This is a genomic window from Streptomyces sp. NPDC015242, assembly GCF_043079125.1.
GTDB lineage: Bacteria > Actinomycetota > Actinomycetes > Streptomycetales > Streptomycetaceae > Streptomyces.
Map to the genome: position 1 here is coordinate 56815 of NZ_JBIBUF010000005.1, position 20646 is coordinate 77460.

Sequence of the window (20646 nt, forward strand, 5' to 3'; positions counted from 1 at the left end):
TTCTGATGCTCAGGCGCCCGAAACGGCGGACGCGGACGCGGACGGGGACGGCGAAGGGGACGCGGACGGGGACCCCGTGGGGCCGGGTGCCGCTCCCGGCGTGACGCCCGGGGTGGAGCCGGGCGGCGGCGCGGCCACGCCCGCGTACTTGGCGAACTGGGCGCGGATGGCGAGGACGTAGCCCTGCGCCTCGTTCGTCTGCGGCACCCCCTTGGCCGCGCGCACGGCGTCCATCCCCACGTGGTAGCCGGCCAGCGTGAGGTCCAGGACGCTGCCGGTGGCCTCGTTCGCGTCGATCATCCGCCGGGCCTCGTCGGCGAGGTCGCACAGGTAGCGGCCCTGCGCCATGATCGAGTCCTCGGCGTCGAGCGCCGACGTCTCGTCGTTGTCGTCGTCGTCCTCGCCGTACTTCTCGAAGACCGCGGGCGGCAGCTGGGAGATGCCCTTCTCCCCGTTCTCACCGACCAGTTCCGCGTTGAAGCCGGACTCCCGCTCGATCTGCGCGGCGATGACGACCGGGCCGATCTCCTCGCACAGGTCACCGGCCTCCTCGATCGGGTCCGCCAGGTCCTCCGGCACGGTCGAGCGGTCCAGCTCGCCCCCGCCGTCACCGTTGAAGACGGCGATCACCTCGTCCGCGTCGTCCGCACCGGCGGAACCGCCTCCGCCGCCGCCCGAGAACAGCAGGATCAGCGCGATGAGCGGGGCCAGCAGGACCCCGAACCCTCCGATGATGATGATCACGACCAGGGCGCCGAGCAGCGCGAGCGGCGACAGCAGGCAGCCGCAGCCGGTGCCGGCGGCGATGGTGTTCCGGACGGCGGTGGAGGTCCCGCCCTCCCCGCTGTCTCCCGTGCCCGCGCTCATGCGCCTCCGCCTTCTTCCTCATCCCTTGAACCGCGACGGCTGGACGGCCCGTTGTGCTGTCGACGGGCTCGGGAGATCGAAACGGGCCCCGGCGCACTTCAGTTCAAACCGGTGGACATCAGATGAGCCAGAGCAGCCGCAGCGCGAGCGGAGAAGGAGGGCTGACCGCACATGGGCACTCCTGAGAACACGCCGTCGAACCCGCACTCATGGGTCCGGGGGCCGAAGACCGGACAGCCGGCGGCACCCGGGGGCGGGCAGACGAATCCCCGCCCCGCGCCCACGCCCGGCCCCCCGGCCACGCCCCGCCCGGGTCCCGTGCCCGGCCACGGCCCCGCTCCGGCCGCCCGCCGGAGGTCCGTCGCCCCCCGCAAGGCCTCCACCGTCACCGGAGGTGAGGCCCCCTGGGCCGAGCCGGGGCCGCGGACGCCGGTGCGCGGGACGTCGCCGCACGGGATCGGGTGGGTCAAGGCCCACGGCGGGGCCGGCGCCACCTCGCTCGCCGAGGCGCTCGGCGGGGCCGACGTCGGGGCCCGCTGGCCGGAGCCCGCGCGCGGCGAACCGCGCCGGATCGTGCTGGTCGGCCGGACGAGCGCGCGCGGACTGCGCGCCGTGTCCCGGGCGTTGGGCGCACTGCGGGACGGCAAGGCTCCGCAGGGGCTCGACCTGCTGGCCGTCGTCCTGGTCGCCGACGCTCCCGGGCGGCTCCCGCTGGGCCTGCTGCGCCGCATCCGGGTCGTCCGCTCGGTCGCCCCCGTGCAGCGGGTGCCGTGGATCCCGGCCTGGCGGGTGGGCGGTCAGCCCAAGTACCTCCCCCGGCAACTCAGCGCGCTGGCCGACCTGGTGGGCGCCGACGGCGAAAGAACCGCATCATGACCTCCCCGTTCCTCGGCCTCGCCCTGCCCGCGGGCGGGCGGCTGGCCGCCTACAACCCGACCCCCGACGCGGGGGCCATCCTCGGTGTCCTCGCCTGGTGCGCCTCGGCCGCGGGAGTCGCCGGCCTGCTCATCGTCGGCATCCAGATGGCGATCCAGCTGCGCCGCGGCGAACCGGGCGAGGGCGGCACGTACTTCCGCGGCTTCTTCTTCGTCACGCTGGCCTGCCTGCTCGCCACGACGGCCGGCCCGATCGTCGCGTTCCTCGGCGATCTGTCCCTCCACTGAGGTCCGCACACCTCCCGTTCCGCCCCTCACCCACTCCCCCGCGTCCGCCGCTCACGCCGGGCGCCGACCCACCCGGAGATCCCATGTCCCTGCTCCACGAAGCCACCCGCCTGCTCGCCGCCGGGGTGCCCCAGCCGCAGAGCAACGCGCCCGGCGAACTCACCGACAAGGTCAACACCGTGCTCGGCATAGCGGCCTGGGCCGGCACCGCGGCCGGCGTCGCCGGCGTGCTGATCACCGGCACGATGATGGCCATCTCGCTCAAGCGCGGTGAGAGTTCCGAGCACATGAGCCGTCTCGGCATGGTGCTCGGCGGCTGCGTCCTGGTGGCCACCGCGGGTCCGCTGGTCGGCTTCGTCTTCAACTGAGCCGGCGACGGGACGATCGAGATGTTCACGCGCAGGGAGTACCGGGAGCCACGCCGGTACCGGTCCGAGCCGTCGGAGCCGTACTGGAGGCAGCGCGGCTGGCAGGTGTCGGCGGCGTTCCTCGGCGTCGTCGTCCTGCTGAGCGGGATCGTCGCCCTGACGGCCGGGCGGGGCACCGCGGACGACCGCGCGGGCGCCCCGCCGTCGCGGGGGCCGCTGTCCGGCTCCCCGGCCATGAAGGACGGCAGGCCCGACGGGTGCCGCACCGACGACGGCAGCGCCCGGACCCCGCTCACGGCCCCGCCCGGCGACGTCGACTGGCGCGCCCTCGGCGTCACGCGTGTGCCCGTCTCGGCGTCGGCCGGCCCGACCCTGACCCAGGGGCCCGTCTGGTGGTGCTTCGCGCACACCCCGGCCGGGGCGGTGCTCGCCGCCCACATCATCCCCTCGCACATGAGCGGGCGGGACTGGCGGACCGTCGCCCAGGAGCAGGTCGTCCCCGGCCGGGGACGGGACCTGTTCGTCTTCAAGCGCTCCACGGTCCGTGACGACGCCCCGGACGGCGGGCCGGACACCGGCTCGGGCTCCCGCCCGGGCACCGGCTCCGGCACGTCGTCCGCCGCCTCCTACGCCGGTTTCTCGGTGCCCGCCTACTCCGGTACGGCGGCGACCGTGGAGCTGCTGCTGAAGACCTCCCAGGGCTACGCCACCACCTCGGTCGCCCTGCGCTGGAGCGGCGGCGACTGGAAGGTCCTGCCGTCCGGCAACGGTGCCCTGCACACGCCCGTGAAGGCGGTCCAGGGAACCAACGGCCATCTGCTCTGGGGGGTTTGACATGGCGTGCCCGACCGGAAATCCCATCGTCGACATCGCGGTCGGATTCTTCAGCTTCCTCGGCGACCCCATCGGGACCATCGTCGAGGGCGTGGCCAACGCCGTACTGGCGGGCGCCATCGCGGTGTTCGGGGCGCTGACCACCAGCATCCCGACCCTCTCGGGGACCACCACCGCCCAGGACATCAACAGCCAGACGCAGTGGATCGTGGTCTATCTGGCGGTCGGCTCACTGCTGTTCGCCTCGGCCCGGATGGCGATCGAGCGGCGCGGCGCGGCCGGTACGACCGCGCTCAAGGGCATCGTGCGCGTCGTGCTCGTCTCGGGTGCCGCGACCACCGTGGTCACGGCGGCCGCCGCCCTGTCGGACGACTACTCCACCTACCTGTTCAACGCGGGCGCCGAGAGGCAGCTGAGCGCCGTGGGGGCCTGCTCCGACGGCAACGGCATCGAGGCGTTCCTGCTGCTGGTCCTCGCGTTCCTGCTGCTGATCGCCGGGATCATCCACACGATCCTGCTCTACATCCGTCTCGGCGTCATGATCCTGCTGCTGGGCACCCTCCCGCTGGCCGCCGCCGCCTCCATGACGGACTGGGGCGGCGGCTGGTGGCGCAAGCACCTGGGCTGGATGATCGCCTGGCTGCTGTACAAGCCGGCGGCCGGTCTGGTGCTGTACGCGGGGTCGGCCATGATCACCTCGGGTCAGAACGGCGGCAGCGACATCAACGAACGCATCGCCGGCATCGGCGTGATGCTGCTGTCCGCCGTCGCCCTGCCCGCGCTGCTGAAGCTCGTCGTGCCGGCCACCGCCGCTCTCGGCGGCGCGTCCGCGATGTCCGGGGCGATGTCCACGGTCGGCGGGTCCCTGGCGTCCGGCGCCCGCTCGCTCGGAGCCGGCGCCACCGGCGGAAGCGGGGGCGGCGGGGAGAGCGGTCCGCGCGGCGCCTCGGGGGCGTCGGGGGCGTCGGGCGCCTCCGGCGCGGGTGGTTCGGGCGGCTCCCAGGGCGCCTCCGGGGACGCCGGAGCGTCCGGCTCCTCCGCCACCGGCGGCCCGGGAGAGCCCGGTGCCTCGGGCGCCGGGGCGGGCGCGGGCGGTGGAGGCGGGGGCGGCGCGGCAGCGGGCGCGGGCCGGGCCGCCGCGGCGGGCGGCCCGGTCGGTCTCGCCGTCGGGGCGGCGGTGACCGCGGCACAGGTCGTCGGCCGCACCGCCTCCGGCTCCCTGGAAGGCGCCGACCCGGACAAGGGGCACAACACCTGACCCCCGCGGCCGGGAGAGGGCTCCCCTGCGACGCCCCTCCCCGCCGCGCCCCGAACGGCCGCCGGGCTCCCGCTCCCCCCGCGGAGCCCGGCGGTCTCCTCCTCCCCCCCGCCTGCCCGCCCGTGCCACCGCCCGCCACCCCACCACTCCACGAAGGGACAACGGACCCCCATGTCCACGGAAGCCGTCACCCACCCGACCTACGGGAACTGGCGCCGCCCCCGGCGCCCCGGGCTCGGCCCGCTCGGGCTCGTCGGCACCTTCGGTGTCTTCGGCGGGCTCGTCCTCACGCTGCTCGCATCCCTGATCTCGCTGTACGCGGCGATGGTCGTGTTCACCCCCATCGCGGTGCTCCTGGTCCCGCTCGCCATCCGCACCCAGGACGGGCGCAACGTCTACCAGCTGATGGCCCTGCGCGTCGGCTGGCGGCGGCGCAGGGCCAAGGGCGCGCACCTGTACGTCTCGGGGCCGCTGTCCGCCCGGCCCGGCGGCCGGTTCCGTCCGCCGGGCCTGCTCAACAAGGTGAGCGCGACCGAGGGCCGGGACGCCTACGACCGCCCCTTCGGCGTGCTGCACCACCCCAACCGCAACCTCTACACGATCGTGCTGGGCTGCGACCCGGACGGCGGTGCGCTCGTCGACCCGGACCAGGTGGACGTCTGGGTCGCGCTGTGGGGCGAGTGGCTGGCCCGGCTGGCCCACGAGCCGGGCCTGCGCGGCGCGTCGGTGATCGTGGAGACCGCGCCCGACCCCGGCACCCGGCTCGCCCACGAGGTACTGCCTCGCATCCGCGAGGACGCCCCGGCCGCGGCCCGGGCCGTGATGGAGGAGGTCGTCGAGCGCTACCCCACCGCGTCCTCCGAGATGCACACGTACATCTCCCTCACCTACGGCGTCCCCGCCCACCAGCGGCGCAAGAAGGAGGACGTCATCACCGATCTGGCCATCCGCATCCCCGGCCTGCTCAGCGGCCTGGTCGCGGCCGGCGGCGGGGCGGCCTACCCGCTGTCGGCGGAACGGATCGCGGAGGTCGTGCGGGTGGCCTACGACCCGGCGGTCGCCGCCGACGTCCTCGACGCCCGGGCCCGGCACGGCGGCACGGGCCTGGAGTGGGACGACGCCGGTCCCGCCGCCGCCGTGGAGAGCGTGGGCAGCTACCAGCACGACTCGGGGGTGTCCCGGACGTGGCTGATGACGCTGGCGCCGCGCGGTACCGTCCGGTCCTCGGTGCTGCGGGGCATGCTGGAGGCGGCGCCCGGCACGCGGCGCAAGCGGGTCGCGCTGGTGTACCGGCCGATCGACCCGGCCACCTCGGCCCGGATCGTCGAGGCGGACCGGCGCAGCGCCCAGTTCATGGCGACGTCGGGCCGGGGCATGGTGCAGGCCCGGGCGGCCTCGGAGATGCGGGCGGCGGAGCAGACCGCGGCCGAGGAGGCGTCGGGCGCCGGGCTCGTGGAGTTCTCGCTGATGCTGACGGTCACCGTCGACACCATGGAGCAGCTGGCCGACGCGAGTGTCACCGTGCGCAACCTCACCGCCGCCTCGCGGGTGCTGATGCGGCCCGCCGACCGAATGCAGGCGGCGGCGTTCAGCTGCACGCTGCCCGCCGGGATCCTGCCCTGGGAGCAGACCCTGATCCCGCACGAACTGCAGGAGGCGCTGTGAGCCGCCGGGAGCGGAAGCGGGCCGAACAGGCCGACCGGCTGGCCGAGTTGCGGGCGAGCGAGGAACTGCGCGCGCTGCGCGCCGGAGCGGGCGCCGAGCGGCCGGGCACGTCCGGGCGGAGCGAGGCGCCGGACGGGGACGCGGGCGGGCGCGGTGGCGGCCGCAAGAGCGGCAAGAGCGGCAAGAGCGGCAAGGGCCGCAGGGAGAGCGGTGCGCGGCCGCGTGAGCTCTTCGTGCCGCCGCGTGGCTGGTACGGGCCGGGCGGCGGGCGGGTCGGCTATCTGGACCCGCCGACCATGTGGCGGGCCACGACCGTGCAGGCGTGCGGCATGTGGCCGTTCGCCGCGGGTTCCGGCTCGCCCATGACGGGTGTGCCGCTGGGGCAGCACCTGTTCACCGGGGCCACGGTCTGCGGCGACCCGCTCAACTGGTTCACCCGGGCCCGCTACATCTCCAACCCGTCGCTGTTCATGCTCGGCATGCCGGGCCTGGGCAAGTCCACGCTCGTCAACCGCATGCTGATCGGCCTGTCGGCGACCGGGGTCGTGCCGCTGGTCCTCGGCGACCTCAAACCCGACTACGCCGACACGGTCCGGGCCCTGGGCGGCCAGGTGATCTCCATCGGGCGCGGCCGGGGCGGCATCAACGTCCTCGACCCGGGCGCGATGGGCGCGGCGGCGGCGCGGATCGGCGGCGAGGCGGGCGAGGTGCTGAAGGCCGAGACGCACGGCCGGGTGCTGAACATGGTGGCCGCGCTGATCACCATCGTGCGCGGCCGGCCGATGGACGACCACGAGCAGTCGGTGCTCTCCGCCGTCCTGCACCATCTGCGCGAGCGCACCCCGCCGGGCCGTACGGTGCTGCTGCCGGACGTGCTCAGGGTGCTCGCCGAGGGTCCGGACCGGGTGCGCGCGGTCACCCTGGACCGGGGCGACGACGCCCGCTACCGGGACGCCGTCGACCCGCTGCACCGCTCCCTGCTGGGCATCCTCGACGGTCCGCTGGGCGACACGTTCGCGTCGGAGACCTCCACCCGCATCGACCCGGCCGCCCCCGCGGTGTGCATCGACATCTCCGGCATCGGTGAGGCCGACACCCAGCTGACCGCCGCCGCGATGCTCGCCGCCTGGTCCGACGGGCTCGGCACGGTGGCCGCCTCGCACGCGCTCGCCGACGCCGGACTGGAGCCGCGGCGCTGGTTCTTCACGGTGCTCGACGAGCTGTGGCGGCCGCTGCGCGCCGCGTCCGGCATCGTCGACCGCATCGACGCGCTGACGCGGCTGAACCGTTCCCTCGGCCTGGGCGACGCCAAGATCACGCACACGCTGAAGGACGCCGAGGCGCTCGGCACCGACGCGGACCGGGCCAAGGCCCGCGGGTTCGTCGAGCGGGCGGGCATGGTGGTGTGCGCGGGTCTGCCGAGGGCGGAGATGGAGGACCTGGGCAAGGTGGTGGGGCTGTCCCGGCGCGAGATCGAACTCGTGTCGTCGTGGTCCTCGCCGCCGGGCTGGGGGGTGACCGGGGAGCACGAGGAGCCGCCCGGCCGGGGCCGTTTCCTGATCAAGGTCGGCGGGCGCCCCGGCATCCCGATCAAGGTCGCCATCACCGACGCCGAACGCCGGCTGCACGACACCAACACCCGGTGGACGCCGAACGAGCAGGCCGTCGAGCGTGCCGTGGAGCAGGAACTCGCCCACACCGCCGCACAGGTGGCGCGGGCCGCGCAGGAGGGGGCGTACGCGATGCCCGGCATGCCCGGCGGCCCGCCGGCCGGGGACGGCGCGGGGAGGTGGACCGCGTGAAGGCCCCGGGCACCGGTTCCGTGCACGAGCAGCTGCCCTGGGCGATCGTGGCGCTGGCCGGCACCGGACTGGCCGCGTTCGCCGTCGTCTGGTCCGGCGGGACCCTCGGGTCCGGGCTGACCGGTCACGGCTGGGGCGGCCCCCCGTTCGCGCTGTCCACGGTGGAGCGGCTGGTGTCCACCGGCCCCGGCGGTCTGTGGCCGGGGACCCCGCCGGCGGCGCTGTACGCGGGCATGTTCGCGCTGCTGGTACTGGTCGCGCTGCCGGTCGCGCTCCTGGTCCGCTTCCTGCTGCGCCGGGCCGGCCGCACCGAGGGCCTGGCCGGGCGGCGCGAGCTCGCCGCGATGTGCCCCAAGGGCATCGAGGCCCGCGCCCGCGATCTGCGCCCCACCCTCAAGGGCCGCGACCGGCTGCACCCGGACGAGACCGGCAACCTCCTCGGCGACCTCGTGCCCGACGGGCCGGAGCTGCGTAGCAGTTACGAGGACGTGGAGCTGGACCTGATGGCGCCGCGGGCCGGCAAGTCCACGGGCATCGCCGTCCCCCGGGTGCTGCGCGCCCAGGGCGCGGTCCTGCTCACCTCCAACAAGGCCGACGTGTACGCCGTCACCCGCGCCGAGCGCGAGAGGGCGGGCACGGTCTGGACGTTCGACCCGCAGGGCATCGCCCACACCCCGCGGGCCATGTGGTGGAACCTGCTCGGCGAGTGCCACACCATCGAGGGCGCCCGCCGCATGGCCGGTCACTTCGTGGCGTCCGTCAACGACGACACGGCGAAGAAGGACTTCTGGATCTCGGCCGCCCAGAACACGCTGACGGCGCTCTTCCTGGCCGCGGCCCGCAGCGGCACCCCCCTGCCCCATCTGCTCGGCTGGCTCGCCGACCCCGCCGACCGGACGCCCGTCGACCTGCTGCGCGACGCGGGACTCGTGGCGATGGCCGAGCAGTTGCAGGGGACCGTCCGCGGCGCGGTGGAGACCCGGGACGGCATCTACGAAACCGCCCGCCAGACCGTCTCCTGCCTGCTGGACCCGGAGATCCTCGCCTGGGTCACGCCCGATCCGCGGCTGCCGGAATTCCGCCCCGACCGGCACGTCCTCGGCCGGGACACGCTCTACCTGCTCTCCAAGGACGGCGGCGGTTCCGCGGCCGGTGTGATCGCGGGGCTCGCCGACGCGACGATGCGGGCGGGTGTGGTGGCCGCCGAGCGCATGGGCGGCCGGCTCGATCCGCCGCTGACCGCGGTGCTCGACGAGGCCGCCAACGTCTGCCGCATCTCCGATCTGCCCGACCTGTACTCGCACTTCGGCTCCCGCGGCATCAACGTCGTGACGCTGCTGCAGAGTTACCGCCAGGGGGCCCGGGTGTGGGGCGAGATCGGCATGGACGCGCTGTGGAGCGCGGCGACGGTCAAGCTGCTCGGGGCGGGTCTGGACGACGCCGACTTCGTGCAGAAGGTGTCCACGCTCGTCGGCCAGCACGACGTGCGCACCCCCACCGTCTCGCGCGGCAGGGAGGGCACGTCACGGTCGTACTCCTACCGTCAGGAGGCCGTCCTGCCGCCGGACCGCATCCGTGCCCTGCCCAAGGGCACGGCGCTGCTGCTGGCCACCGGCGTCAAGCCCGCGCTGATCCGGCTGCGGCCCTGGTACAAGGAGCCCGGCGCGGCGGCGATCTCGGCGGCGGCCAAGGCGGAGACCGCGGCCATCACGGAGCGCGCCGCACGCCGTCTCCCGCCCGGTCCGCCCGCTGTTCCGGGTCTGCCGGGGCCGCACGGGGTGCCGCTGTCCGAGCAGGTGCCGTGACGTTCCGCCGGACGGCACCGGGGCGCGCCCCCAGGGTGACGGCTCGCAGGACGTACTCGGCCGGCCCGTGGCGCACGTGCGCCGACAGCCGCGCGCCGAGCGCCAGTTGCACCGCGTAGAGCAGCACGCACCCGGTCAGGACCAGAGCCGTACCGGCCCGGTCGTGGAGGCCCAGGCCGTACCCGGAGAACACCCAGACCAGGACGAGCGACTGGGTGAGATAGTGGCTGAGCGACATGCGCCCGGCGGCGGCGAGCACCCGGGCCACCGCCGGGACGCGGTCCCCGGCCCGCCCCAGCAGCAGGAGCAGACCGCAGGCGTACGAGGCGGCGAGCGCCGGCGCGGTCAGCACGGTCGCCGCCTGCCCGGCCAGGAACCAGCGGCCGTCCAGCGGGCCGGTCGCGCAGCAGGCGGCGACCACACCGCCGGCGAGGCCGTACGGCAGCCCGCGCAGGGCGGTCCGGCGCAGCCAGGCGCGGTCCCGGCCGCGCCGCTCGGCGAGCCGGCACTTCGCAGCCGCCAGCCCGCCCAGGAACGCGGCCAGCATGGCGGGCGCGTACAGCAGGCCGGTGCCGAACGCGGCGGGCAGGTCGCGCAGGTGGGTGCCGAGCACGGAGACGGCGTCGCCCCGGTAGGCGGCGACCCGTTCGGCGGCCCGGGGCGCGTACGCGCCGGCGGGGACCGGCTCGGTGAGGGCGACGGTCAGCAGCCCGTACCCGAGCAGCAGCGCCGCGAGGAGCACCAGGAGGGCGGCCGCGAGCCGCAGCGCGGCCCGGACGGTGAGACCGCGCAGCCCGTACAGCACCAGGGCGAGGACGGCGTACGTCGTGAGGATGTCCCCGGGGTACAGCAGGACCGCGTGTGCGGCGCCCAGCACGAACAGGCTCCCCGCGCGCCGCAGATGACGGGGCGCGAAGGCCGCGCCGGCCCGGCGCGCGGACCGGGCCTGGAGGACGAAGCCGTAGCCGAAGAGGAAGGAGAACAGGACGTAGAACTTGGCGGTGACCAGTGCGGTCACGAGCCAGGCGGCGACCCGGTCGGCCACCGGCGCCCCCGGCGGGCCGCCGAAGACCGTGGACGGACCCGCCATCAGCAGGGCGTTGACGACGAGGATGCCGGACAGGGCGAACCCGCGCAGCACGTCGAGTTCGCCCACCCGCGCGCCCTGCGGAGCACCGGCCGGGCTCACCCGGCCCACCCGGCCGTCGCGGCCCCGGTGCCGAACGCCAGGGTGGCGGACAGGAACCAGCCGAAGGCGGGGGCCAGCAGAGCCCGGGACGTCCACAGTCTGGCGTGGGTGGGGCGCTCGCGCGCGTACACGACCGGCACGCTGCCGCCGACCGGGGGCAGCCCGCACCACGGCCCGAACGGCCCCGGATCGAGCACGAGGTCCCTGCCCAGGTGGTCGGAGAACACGACCAGCCCGCCGCGCCGCCGGCCGGCCGCGGTGTGTGCCGTCACCCGCCCCACGACCCGGCGGCCGCGCGCCCACAGAGCGGCGGCCGCCGCCAGGGCCCGGACCGCGGCCAGCAGGCAGCCGAGGCCGAGCCCCGTGCACAGCGCCAGCAGCACCACCTGTGCGTTCACATCAGCTCCTTCGCCCGGCGCCCTCGCGGAGCACAACGGCCGGTGGGACCGCCCCGGTTCACACCGCCCTTGAACCTCCGCGGGGCACGGGCCCGTTGTGCGGGTGCCCGTTGACCACGAAGGAGCCACGAAGGAGCCACGAAGCGCATGAGACAGACCCCGGGCGCGCACGGCCGCCGGACGGCGGCCGTCGTCACGCTGGCCCTGGCCCTGACGGCGACGCTCCACCAGCCCGCCGGCGCCGAACCGCGGACCCTTCCGGAGGTGCGTGCCGAACTCGACCGCCTCTACCACCAGGCCGAAGTGGCCACGGAGAAGTACAACGCGCTGGACGGCAAGGTCGCCCGGCAGCGGAAGCGCCTCGGCACCCTCCGGGGCCAGGTGGCCTCGGCCGAGCGGAAGCTGAGCCGGCTGACCGGACTGGCCGGGGCGGCGGCCCGCTCCCAGTACCGCGGGGGCGGTGTCCCCGCCGAGGTGCAGTTCGCGCTCGCCGACGATCCCGAACGCGCCCTGGACAGCGCCTCCCTGGCCCGTCAGGCACAGCTGGCCACGAACCGGGTGATCAAGGCCCTGGCCGCGACGGAGGAGGAACTGCGCACCCGCGGCGACGAGGCGGCCGACGAGCTGGAGCGGCTGCGCGAGAACCGCGCCTCCCTGGGCTCCCACCGCAGGACGATCCGGGCCCGGATCGACGCGGCCCGGCGGGTGGAGTCGCGGCTGGAGGACGAGCAGCGCCGTGAACTGGCCGCCCTGGAACGCGAGACGGCCGACGAGGCCCAGGCCGAGTGGGTGCGCTCGGGTGTCCTCGACAGCGCGGGCACCAAGGGCAGCACCGCGGGCCGCGCTGCCGTGGCCTTCGCGACCAGGGAACTCGGCAAGCCGTACGTCTGGGGCGCCGAGGGCCCCGACTCCTACGACTGCTCCGGCCTCACCTCGCAGGCGTGGCGGGCGGCGGGCGTGGCCATTCCGCGCACCTCGCAGGAGCAGTGGCGTCTGCTGCGCCGCGTCCCGGTGACGAGGATGCGCCCCGGCGACCTGATCATCTACAACGCCGACGCCAGTCATGTCTCCCTCTACATCGGCGACGGCCGGATGATCCACGCCCCCCGCCCGGGGCGTCAGGTGACGGTGGCGCCGGCCGGGTCGATGGAGATCCTCGGGGTGGTGCGGCCCGACGCCTGATGCCCCACCGGCTCCCCGGGCACGCGACGTCCCCGGAGCACCTGTCCCCGCAGCCGCCACCGCACGCCACGCACCCGCAGGAGAGCCCCATGTCCACCGGCCAGCCGACGCCCCCCGCCGCTCCCGGGGCCGCGCCACCGCCCGGCGCCCCGGACGGCGCGTCCGCCCCGGCACCCGGCGGGGAGCCACCCACCCCGCCGCGGTTCATCCTCTACCTGGACGGGCCGGCGTACGCGCAGACGCTGCGCCGGCTGACCCTGTGGACGCACCACGTGCTGCTGCCGGTCTACGGCAGGGAGGTCACCTCACAGTCCCCCTGGTGTCCCGTCTGGTGGGAACACCCGGAGGCGGTCGCCCGGTTGCACGGCCTGTGGCTCGCCTGGGGAGATCTCACCGGGCCCGGTTCGGACATGACCGGACCGGCCGTCTGGCACCGCGACCACCTGTCGACGGTCATGGACACCCTGCGGGACCCGCAGGGCCCGTTCGCGGGCTGCAAGCCGGGCATGCACCGCCCGAAGGAGAAGCCCCCCGTGGAGACGATGGACCCGTTCGGACCGCCGCCTCCCGCGCCGCCGCCGTCCCCGTGGTCGTGAGCCGGCCACCGGGCGGACGGCGCGAGGGGCAGCGGGGGATGAACCGTCCGCCCCCGCCGCCGCGTTGTGGTTCCTGATCGGTACAGCCATCCGGTCGGCGGTGCCGGTCCCGGCACCGTCACAGGCTCCGTGCGGAGCCCCGCACGGGGCGCTCACCTCCCGGAAGGAAGGGTGACATGGCAGGATCCGAGTACTCGGACGACAGCGCCAACTCCAACGCCAGTTCCTACTCGTCCGTCAGGATCTCCGACAACGGACGGCAGGCACAGGCCCGGGTCTCCAGCGCGGCCGTCCCGGACGACGCGCCTCCGCTGTTCGCCAACGCGGGCACCGGCGTGTACGACCAGACCGCCCGGCAGTTCTACGCGGTCAACACGGCCCAGCCGCAGGGCCAGCAGGTCGCGCGGTGGAGCAAGAGCGCCGCCGCGTGGGTCGCGGAGAACAAGTCCCGCATCGTCAAGGCCCTGGTCGACGTCGCGCCGACGGTCATCCAGGGCGCCGCGGCGTTCACGTCCGGCCGGGCCGCCACGATCGTGAACGGCATCGGCATTGCGGCGCAGGCCGGGGTGGCCGGTAAGGAGCTCTACGGGCAGGTGCAGCAGTCCCGCGCGGGCGGCCACGTGGACCCGGTCCAGGTCAGCGCGAGCCTCGGCCGGCTGGCGTCCACGGCGCTGAACACGTACGCGGCCGTGGGCGACCAGGAGTCGGCGACCACCAAGATGGTCGGCGGCGCGGGTTCCTGGGTGGCAGGCGCCGCCACGATGACCGACGTCATGCGCCACGCCCAGACCGACCCGGGACGGGTGGCGGACGACCCCGGCTACGAGATGTACGGGATGCACCGCAACCCGATGCTCGGCAACCAGCCGGGCCAGTACCCGCCCGGGTTCACTCCCGCGTCGGCGGCGCCGTCCTCCACCTCGTCCCTGCAGGCGCCGGCCAACAACACCCCGGCCGGGGCCTTCAGCCCGGCCGGCTCCTCCAGCGGACGCGTCAGCAGCCAGCAGCCCGCGGAGGCGCAGCTGTCCAAGAAGGCCCAGGGCAAGAGGCCAGTCGGCCGCTAGGCCCCCGCACCGCCGGACCGGTGCGTGCCGGACCCGGCGCAGGCGGCCGTCTCCCCCGGGAGGCGGCCGCCGTGCCGTGCCCGCCCGGGCGGACCGCCGTTGAACCGCGGGCTCGGGCCCACCCGTTGTCGCTTCCTGTCCGCACCGTCCGACCTGAGAGAGGGGCACCGTGGCGGATGACGACGCGACCTCCCCGGACCGGCACCGGCCGGCCGAGGAGCCTGCCGAGGTCCGGCTGGCGCGTGAGCTGATCAGGACCGAGTACCGCCTGCGGGACCGGCCTCGCCGCGGCGAACGCGACGCGGTGGACGCCCCGGGCGCCCGGGAGCGTCTGAGCCGGCTCGTGCGCAGGTTCCTCGACCGGCTGTCCGGGCGGACCTCGCCGGCCGCCCGGGACGGGGCCGTCGCCGGCTGGGGCGCGGAGCCCGGCGGGCCCGGGCAGCCGGACCCGGCGCCCACGTTCGCCCGGGCCCCCGCCGCCGGGCCGCCCCCGCAGACCGCGACCGGGGCGGCGCACCCGGACGTGGCGCGCCTGGAGCGCCGGATCGGCCGGCTCCCGACGCTCCGGCACGAGGCGTTCGAGGACGCGGTGCTCCGGCTGCTCAGGACCGACGAACGGTGGCGCACGGCCTTCGAGCGGTCCCCGGAGAGCATGCCGACGGTCGCGCGGTACGCCGCCAACGCCCATATGCGGGAGGCGCTGCGCGAGCCGCCCCCGGCCGTTCCGGCCCCGCCCGCGCACGCCGCCGCCGTCGGCACGCGGACGCGGACCGGGCCCGGGACCGGCACCGCCGCCGAAGCGCTGGACGCCGCCCGGGACCGGATCATGGCTGCCGACGCACGGCAGTTCGCGGCGCTGCGCGCACGCTGGGAGCGGACGGCCGCCGGCGAGCGGCCGGACACCGCTCCGGTGCCGCAGCGGAACGGCTTCGACGGCCCCGGTCAGGACCCGGCGGCCGACGGCCAGGCCTTCGACGCGGCCCGGCGGGCGCGGTGGGCACGGCTCGGCACCGGCGCCACCGCCTCCCCCGGCGGCCCCACCGACGTCCTCGACGGCGACGGCTTCCGCGCCGCCGCCGAGGCCCAGCGGGACCGGCTCGCCACCAGCCCCACCGCCACTCCGCGCGCCACGGACGTCTTCGACGGCCACGCCTTCCTCGCGGCCGAGCACGCCGCTCGGCAGGCCGAACGGGCCTCGTACGCCGCCGGTACCGCCGACGGCGTCCCGCCGGGCGGGCCCCCCGCCGAGCCCGGCGGCGGTCTCCCCGTCGCTGCCCGCCGCGCTGCCGTCACCCCTGCTCGGCAGCGAGGGGCACGCGGCCGTGCGCGGCTCCCTCGACACCCTCCGGCCGTCTCCCGCCCCCACGGCCCCGGGCACCCCCGGCTCGCCGGCGAGCTCGCACCGCCCGGCCCCCGCCCACCGGCCCACCACCCCCAACCCATCCCAGAAGAGAGGACGGACATGACGTACGTCGCCCCCGCGAAAGGCACGGTCCATGCGTAGACCGGCCCTCCGCAGCCGCACCTCGTTCCTGCTGGCACTGCTCCTGGTCGTGGCCGGTGTCGCCGGCACCGCGCTGCTGATGCAGAGCCAGCGCCCGGACGGCGTGAGCATCACGGGCACTCCGGCCGCCGGTACCGGCGCCCCCGAGCACACCGTCACCTTCCGCAACACGACCGGCCACCGCGTCTGGATCGGCAGCACGGTCAACGCCGACGGGTCGGCCGCGCTCAACGGGCTGCCCACGCTGGACCCGGGCCAGTCGGCCACCGTCACGATCCCGGAGCAGTCGGGCGCCGGGCACTGGCGGGGCAAGTTCTTCGCCCGGGAGGGCTGTTCCGGCGAGGAGGGGAGCACGTTCCACTGCGCCGTCGGCGACTGCGGCCCCTGGGCCGACCGGTGTTCCACGGGTGAACAGCCCACCGGCCTCGCAGAGTTCAACTTCGACCCGAAGGACGGCCTGGCGCCCTGGTACAACGTCAGCTACGTCAACGCCGTCGCGTCCCCGATCACCATCACGCCCGACGGCGTGACACCGCCCGAGTCGGGAGCGTGCGCGCCGGCCGGGTGTGCCACGGATCTGCTGGCCGCCTGCCCGGCGGACAACCTGGTCCGGGACGAGGGCACGGGCCGGCCGCTGGTGTGCGTCAACCCGAACCGGGACGCGAAGACGCTCTACAGCGACGCGCTGGCCGCGACCTGCCCGACCGCCTACAGCTGGTCCAAGCACGACACCGAGCAGGGCAACCGCGTGGTGTACCAGTGCCGGGAGTGCACCGGCCTGACCGTCACCTTCCACGGCACCGGCGACGGCGCCACCGCGCCCGGACCGGGCCCCACGGCCACCGGGCGGCCCGGCGGCGACGGCACCCCGGCGGCCTCCGGCAAGGGCGTCGCCCTGAACCCCGTGGCGGGCGCCTCCGAGGCCCTGACCGACTCCGGTTCGTCCTGGTACTACAACTGGACCTCCTCCGCCGACGGCGTCACCAGCTCCAGGGGCGCCGAGTACGTCCCGATGATCTGGGGGCCCGGGTCGGTCACCGACGCCGAACTGGGGCAGGCCGCCCGCGAGGGCAAGGCGCTCCTCGGGTTCAACGAGCCGGACCACGCCGGCCAGGCCGACATGTCGCCCGAACAGGCCCTCGACCTGTGGCCCCGGCTGGAGTCGACCGGCCTGCGTCTGGGCGCCCCCGCGGTCGCCTCCGGCGCGGACGTGGCGGGCGGCTGGCTGGACCGGTTCATGAGCGGGGCCGAACAGCGGGGCCTGCGGGTCGACTTCATCCCGGTGCACTGGTACGGCGCCGACTTCGGACCCGGCGCGGCCGACCAGTTGCGCGGCTATCTCCAGGCCGTGCACGACCGTTACAAGAAGCCGGTCTGGCTCACGGAGTACGCCCTGATCGACTTCTCCGGGGGCGCCCCGCGCTACCCGAGCGAGCAGGAGCAGACCGACTTCGTCCGGTCCTCCACCGAGATGCTGAACGGGCTGGACTTCGTCGAGCGGTACGCCTGGTTCGCTTTGTCGAAGGAGACCAGCCCGACGGGTCTCTACGACGGGGCGGTGCCCAACGCGAGCGGGCGGATCTACCGCGAGGTGCGCTGAGGCTCCGCCCGGGCGGTGGGGACGGCTCGCCGGAACGTTGAACCGTCCCCACCCCCGGGCGCGTTGTGCGGGTGCCTGCCGGTCGTCGCCGGCGGGTCTCACCGGCGAAGGAGGGCCATGTCAGGCGGATCGTCTCGGCGCGACCTGCCGGATGTGCGCGCCCGCCGGACCGTCCGGCAGGTGGTCGAGCCGCTCGCGGACCCGCTCGGCGTCCGGATGGCCGAACTCCGCGAAGATCGCGAGCGCGTGCCGCCAGCTCGCCCGGGCCGCCTCGGTCTCACCGCCGTCGAGGTGGACGTCCCCGAGGTGGCCCAGGGTGTGGCCCTCGCCCCAGCGGTTGCCGATGTCCCGGTGCGTCGCGATCGCCCGGTGGTAGTGGTCGACGGACTCGCCGTACCGGCCGAGGCGGTGGTGGATGGTGCCGAGGATGTCGAGGGTGACGCCCTCGACCCAGCGGTTGCCGCCCGCCCGCAGGACGACCAGCGCCCGCCGCAGGCAGTCGAGGGCCTCGTCGTAGCGGCCCATGCGCTGGTAGGCGTCGCCCAGGTTGGACAGGGCGATGCCCTCGCCCCAGACGTTGCCCGCGATGCGGTCGAGGACCAGTCCGCGGCGGGCGTACTCGACGGCCTCCCGGAGCCGGCCGGCGTGCAGGTAGGCGTCGCCCAGGTTGGCGATCACCGACGCCCAGGCCGCCCGGTCCCCGAGTTCCCGGCTCAGCACCAGCGCCTGCTGGAGGTGTTCGACCGCCTCGTCGAACCGGCCCGCGTTGCGCAGCGCGGCGGCCTTGTCGGCCAGGCCCTGGGCCTCCCCGTCCCGGTCTCCGGCTTCCCGGGCGGCGGCGAGACCCGTCCCCGCGGCGTCCAGCCAGTCGTGCACGTGGCTGCGGAGGTAGAAGAACCCCCACAGGACGGCGGGCAGGCGCCACGCGATGCCCGTCTGCCCGGACCGGGCGGCCTCGTGCACCGCGACGATCAGATTGGACCGTTCGGTCTCGCACCAGTCCAGGGCCCGTTCGTGCGTGGTGAACTCCAGGGGCCGGCAGTGCCGCGGCCGCGGCTCCAGCGGGATGCGGCGGCGGTGGGGGGTGATGTGCGGATAGGCCGCGTCGGCGGTGTGCAGGTACCAGGTCAGCAACCGCCCGAGGGCCAGGTCCCGTTCCTGCTGGGTCTCCTCGGCCTGGACGCGTTCGGCGGCGTACACGCGCAGCAGGTCGTGCAGGGTGTAGCGCCCCGGGAAGTGCTCGATGAGCAGGTGGGCCCGGGTCAGTTCGGCGAGCGGCGCGCGCGCCTCACGCGGGGCGAGACCGGCCAGAGCGGCCGCGGCGGGCGCGGAGATGTCCGGCCCGGCGTGCAGGCCCAGCAGCCGGAACAGGCGCGCGGCCGGGGCGGACACCGCCTTGTAGGACCAGGAGAAGACGGCCCGTACGTCGGTGGTGATGTCGTCGCCGCCGGCGAAGGCGTCCAGGCTGCCGTGGCTGTCGTTCACCTCGTCGGCGATGGCGCTGAGCGGGAAGCCGGGGTGGGCGCGGGCGTGGGCGGCGACGATGGCGAGGGCCAGCGGCAGGCGGCCGCACCGCGTGATGATCTCCTCCGCCGCCTGCGGCTCCGCGGCCAGCCGCTCGGTGCCCAGGCGCAGGGCCAGCAGGTCGTGTGCCTCGGCCCGGGTCAGCTGGTCCAGCGTCAGGGGGTGCGCCCCCTCGCCGGCGACCAGGCCGGCGAGCCGGTTGCGGCTGGTGATGATGACCAGACAGCCCGGGGAGCCGGGCAGCAGCGGGCGCACCTGTTCGGCGTCGCGGGCGTTGTCGAGCAGGACGAGCACCCTGCGGCGCGCGAGCAGGCTGCGGTACAGCGCGACCTGCGCGTCGAGACCGGTGGGTATGCGCATCGGCGGGACGCCGAGGGCGTCGAGGAAGCTGCGCACGGCCTCGTCGGGCGTCACGGTGGAGCCGGTCGGGTCGAAGCCGCGCAGGTTGACGTAGAGCTGACCGCCGGGGAAGCGGTCGGCGATCCGGTGCGCCCAGTGCACGGCCAGGGTCGACTTGCCGATGCCGCCCATCCCGCCGATCGCGCTGATCACCACGGTCGACGGCGGGCTGCCGTCGCGGGGCAACAGCTCGCCGACGCGGTCGAGTTCACCGGCGCGTCCGGCGAACGTGGGCAGGTCGGCGGGAAGTTGCGCGGGGCGGGCCGGCTGGAAGCGGGGTTCGTACGGGTCGGCCGGGCCGGGACGGTCTGCGCTGTGCGGCGCTGTGGCGTCCGGGGCCGTGCCGTCGCCGGCCGTCGCGTCCCCCTGCCCGCCGGGCGCCGGTGCGGTGCCGGGGGGTGCGTCCGGCGTGCCCGGCCGGGAGCGGGTGGGCACGGCCGGAGCCGGATCCTGCGCCCGGTGCGGCATGAGGGCGGGGTCGGCGGCCAGGATGCGGTCGTGCAGTTCCCGCAGGGACGAGCCGGGCTCGACGCCCAGCTCCGCCACCAGGGCGGCGCGTGCGCCCCGGTACGCGGCCAGGGCCTCGGCCTGCCGGCCCGACCGGTACAGGGCGAGCATGAGCAGGCGGCACAGTTCCTCGCGCAGGGGGTGCCCGGCGGTGAGGGACAGCAGTTCGGCGATGACCTCGTGGTGGCGTCCGAGCGCGAGGTCGGCGTCCAGCCGCGCCTCCAGCGCGGTCAGCCACTCCTCGTCGAGCCAGGAGCACACCGTCTCGGGCAGCGGGCCGGGGAGTCCGGACAGGGCGGTACCGCGCCAGCCGTCGAGCGCGGCGCGCAGCAGGTCCGCGGCGCCGGAGACGTCGCCCGCGGCGCGCGCCCGCTTGGCCTGCGCGACCCGGCGCTGGAAGACGGCGAGGTCCAGGCCGTCGTCCGGCACGTTCAGCAGGTAACCGTCCCCGACGGAGACGAGCACCCGGGGCCGCTGCGCCGGGCCGCGGTCGGGTTCCAGCACCTTGCGCAGGCGCGACACGTACGTCCGCAGGACGGACACGGCGGCGGCGGGTGGCTCCTGGCCCCAGACGGCGTCGATGAGTTCGCCCAGCGGCAGGGGGCGTCCACGGCGTAAGAGCAGTGCCGCCAGCACGACCCTCTGCTGCGGCGAGCCGAGGTCCAGTTCCCGTTCCCCGCGCCATGCCCGGACCGGCCCCAGCAGAGCGAAACGGAAGGTATTCACGTAGTCCACGTTCGGACTCTAGTGCGGATCCGCCCCGGCCAGGGCGGTTCACCGGAACATGCCGTTCCGTCACACGTCACCGCCGACGTGCCGGTCATCGGGCTGGTCGCCGGCGCGTTGAACCCTTTGCGGCCGGGGCCCGTTGCGGTACGCGGGCAACGCCGATACCGACCCGGCCGTGTGATCGGCCGGGCA

At 75.5% G+C, this 20646-nt stretch carries 17 protein-coding genes; 13 read left to right on the forward strand and 4 right to left on the reverse strand.

Translation table 11 applies throughout. The annotated features are described in order from the left end of the window. Positions 1 to 9: 9 nt before the first annotated feature. Entirely contained in the window at positions 10 to 867 is an 858-nt protein-coding gene (locus ACF07N_RS18110) for a lytic transglycosylase domain-containing protein (protein WP_392113787.1), read from the reverse strand. A gap of 432 nt (positions 868 to 1299) precedes the next feature. Here ACF07N_RS18110 and ACF07N_RS18115 point away from each other — a divergent pair, with 432 nt between their 5' ends. The 8 genes from ACF07N_RS18115 (at position 1300) to ACF07N_RS18150 (ending at position 9762) form a co-directional block, all read left to right on the forward strand. Next, the gene (locus ACF07N_RS18115) at positions 1300 to 1743 is read left to right on the forward strand and encodes a hypothetical protein (RefSeq protein ID WP_392113790.1); all 444 of its coding nucleotides are present in this window, start codon (positions 1300 to 1302) and stop codon (positions 1741 to 1743) included. Beyond that, entirely contained in the window at positions 1740 to 2030 is a 291-nt protein-coding gene (locus tag ACF07N_RS18120) for a hypothetical protein (RefSeq protein WP_392113793.1), read from the forward strand. Before ACF07N_RS18115 ends, ACF07N_RS18120 begins: the two co-directional genes overlap by 4 nt. An 83-nt stretch (positions 2031 to 2113) precedes the next feature. After that, positions 2114 to 2398 (forward strand): hypothetical protein, encoded by a 285-nt coding sequence (locus ACF07N_RS18125; RefSeq protein ID WP_383322285.1) that lies wholly within the window; start codon positions 2114 to 2116, stop codon positions 2396 to 2398. Between the two features lie 21 nt (positions 2399 to 2419). Then, positions 2420 to 3232, forward strand: coding sequence for a hypothetical protein (locus ACF07N_RS18130; RefSeq protein WP_392113796.1), 813 nt, complete (start codon positions 2420 to 2422; stop codon positions 3230 to 3232). Between the two features lies 1 nt (position 3233). Beyond that, positions 3234 to 4490 carry a hypothetical protein gene (locus ACF07N_RS18135; protein WP_392113799.1) on the forward strand — a complete coding sequence of 419 codons (1257 nt, stop codon included), beginning with the start codon at positions 3234 to 3236 and terminating at the stop codon, positions 4488 to 4490. 171 nt (positions 4491 to 4661) lie between these two features. Further along, on the forward strand, positions 4662 to 6155 hold the full coding sequence (locus ACF07N_RS18140) for an SCO6880 family protein (protein WP_392113801.1): 1494 nt from the start codon (positions 4662 to 4664) through the stop codon (positions 6153 to 6155). Between the two features lie 233 nt (positions 6156 to 6388). Next, the gene (locus ACF07N_RS18145; protein ID WP_392114823.1) at positions 6389 to 7957 is read left to right on the forward strand and encodes an ATP/GTP-binding protein; all 1569 of its coding nucleotides are present in this window, start codon (positions 6389 to 6391) and stop codon (positions 7955 to 7957) included. After that, a complete protein-coding gene (locus ACF07N_RS18150) occupies positions 7954 to 9762 on the forward strand; it encodes a type IV secretory system conjugative DNA transfer family protein (RefSeq protein WP_392113803.1) in 1809 nt (602 codons plus the stop codon). The genes ACF07N_RS18145 and ACF07N_RS18150 overlap by 4 nt, the downstream gene beginning before the upstream one ends. Here ACF07N_RS18150 and ACF07N_RS18155 read toward each other — a convergent pair. Next, a complete protein-coding gene (locus tag ACF07N_RS18155; protein WP_392113806.1) occupies positions 9665 to 10951 on the reverse strand; it encodes a DUF418 domain-containing protein in 1287 nt (428 codons plus the stop codon). The two genes, ACF07N_RS18150 and ACF07N_RS18155, sit on opposite strands and share 98 nt — an antisense overlap. Next, on the reverse strand, positions 10948 to 11349 hold the full coding sequence (locus tag ACF07N_RS18160) for a hypothetical protein (RefSeq protein WP_383330974.1): 402 nt from the start codon (positions 11347 to 11349) through the stop codon (positions 10948 to 10950). Before ACF07N_RS18160 ends, ACF07N_RS18155 begins: the two co-directional genes overlap by 4 nt. Positions 11350 to 11496: 147 nt before the next feature. Between ACF07N_RS18160 and ACF07N_RS18165 the strand changes: the two genes are divergently transcribed. From ACF07N_RS18165 to ACF07N_RS18185, 5 genes are all read left to right on the forward strand, one after another. Further along, entirely contained in the window at positions 11497 to 12531 is a 1035-nt protein-coding gene (locus ACF07N_RS18165) for an NlpC/P60 family protein (protein ID WP_392113809.1), read from the forward strand. A gap of 89 nt (positions 12532 to 12620) precedes the next feature. Then, positions 12621 to 13127, forward strand: a complete 507-nt coding sequence (locus tag ACF07N_RS18170) for a DUF4913 domain-containing protein (protein WP_392113812.1) — start codon at positions 12621 to 12623, stop codon at positions 13125 to 13127. Between the two features lie 176 nt (positions 13128 to 13303). Then, positions 13304 to 14191: a hypothetical protein gene (locus tag ACF07N_RS18175; RefSeq protein WP_392113815.1), complete on the forward strand. Its 888-nt coding sequence runs from the start codon at positions 13304 to 13306 to the stop codon at positions 14189 to 14191. 169 nt (positions 14192 to 14360) lie between these two features. Beyond that, positions 14361 to 15695 carry a hypothetical protein gene (locus ACF07N_RS18180; protein WP_392113818.1) on the forward strand — a complete coding sequence of 445 codons (1335 nt, stop codon included), beginning with the start codon at positions 14361 to 14363 and terminating at the stop codon, positions 15693 to 15695. Beyond that, complete coding sequence (locus ACF07N_RS18185) at positions 15688 to 17295, forward strand: glycosyl hydrolase (protein WP_392113821.1); 1608 nt, start codon at positions 15688 to 15690, stop codon at positions 17293 to 17295. Before ACF07N_RS18180 ends, ACF07N_RS18185 begins: the two co-directional genes overlap by 8 nt. A gap of 120 nt (positions 17296 to 17415) precedes the next feature. On the opposite strand, the gene ACF07N_RS18190 is transcribed toward ACF07N_RS18185, so the two are convergent. After that, a complete protein-coding gene (locus tag ACF07N_RS18190; RefSeq protein ID WP_392113823.1) occupies positions 17416 to 20460 on the reverse strand; it encodes a BTAD domain-containing putative transcriptional regulator in 3045 nt (1014 codons plus the stop codon). Positions 20461 to 20646 lie beyond the last annotated feature (186 nt).